At 72.2% G+C, this 943-nt stretch carries 2 protein-coding genes; both read right to left on the bottom strand.

Annotated elements, in window-relative coordinates; translation table 11 throughout:
- Positions 1–82: 82 nt before the first annotated feature.
- The gene (locus ABD308_RS33190) at positions 83–463 is read right to left on the bottom strand and encodes a VOC family protein (protein WP_344343330.1); all 381 of its coding nucleotides are present in this window, start codon (positions 461–463) and stop codon (positions 83–85) included.
- Positions 464–566: 103 nt separating this feature from the next.
- On the bottom strand, positions 567–767 hold the full coding sequence (locus ABD308_RS33185) for a DUF6011 domain-containing protein (protein ID WP_344343328.1): 201 nt from the start codon (positions 765–767) through the stop codon (positions 567–569).
- Between the last annotated feature and the right edge of the window lie 176 nt (positions 768–943).

Here is a 943-nt window from a genome sequence, read left to right as displayed (position 1 = left end):
CCCCGCGGCGGATACTGGCGGCATGACGCCGTACGACGCGATCGTCCCGGCCGGGGGCGCCGCCCTCGTCGGTGACCCGCCGCTACTGCCGCGCCCACTCCACCAGCTGCACCACGACCCCGTTCGGGTCGGTGACCTGGAAGAGCTTCTCGCCCCACGGCTCCTCGCGCAGCGCCATGGTGATCTCCACGCCGGCGGCCTTCAGCCTGGCCTCCTCGGCGGCCACGTCGCCGACCACGAAGGCCAGGATCAGCCCGGCGGCGACCTGGTCGCGGAAGCCCTCCGGCAGGACCTCGATGCCGCGCCTCAGGAAGACGACGTTCACCCCGGCGCTCTCGTGCCCCAGGGAGACGAAGCCGTCCGCGGACATCTGCTCGGCGAACCCGAAGTGCTCCCGCAGGAACGACGCGGACGCCTCGACGTCCTCGACGGTGAGCGAAACGGCGGAGGAGTTGATCTGCATGTTCGGTGAACCTCTCGTCGGCGGTTATCCCGTACGCAGTACACTATACAAAGTACGGAGAATTTGGGAACAGTGATCCCCGTCACACGGCGTGATCATGCCGTCAGTCCAGTCCGGGGATCGGGTCCTGGTCGACGTCGTGGCGCGGCACGCGCTCGGCCGGGTCGCGGCACTCGGGGCCGAGGCGGAGGATGCGCGACTCCGGGTCGTGCAGCGGGCGGTGGCAGCGGCGGCAGGTCACCCGCGGGCGGACGGCCTCGCGGGTGTCGGTGCCCGGCAGCGGATCGGGATCGGCGGCGGTCATGGTTCCGACCGTACCGGCGGGCGCGGCGTGAAAGGATCGGCTCCATGGCCAATGACCGCAGCGGCGCCGGGGACCCGGCGCGCACACTCGCGCTGCTCTGGGGCCTGTCGGCGCAGGAGAAGCCCGGCCGGCGCGGGCCCCGGCAGGCGAAGTCCCCGGCGGAGATCGCCGCCGGC

The organism is Kitasatospora putterlickiae, assembly GCF_039527695.1.
Classification (GTDB): domain Bacteria; phylum Actinomycetota; class Actinomycetes; order Streptomycetales; family Streptomycetaceae; genus Kitasatospora; species Kitasatospora putterlickiae.
This window is presented reverse-complemented; position numbering and strand designations above follow the sequence as displayed.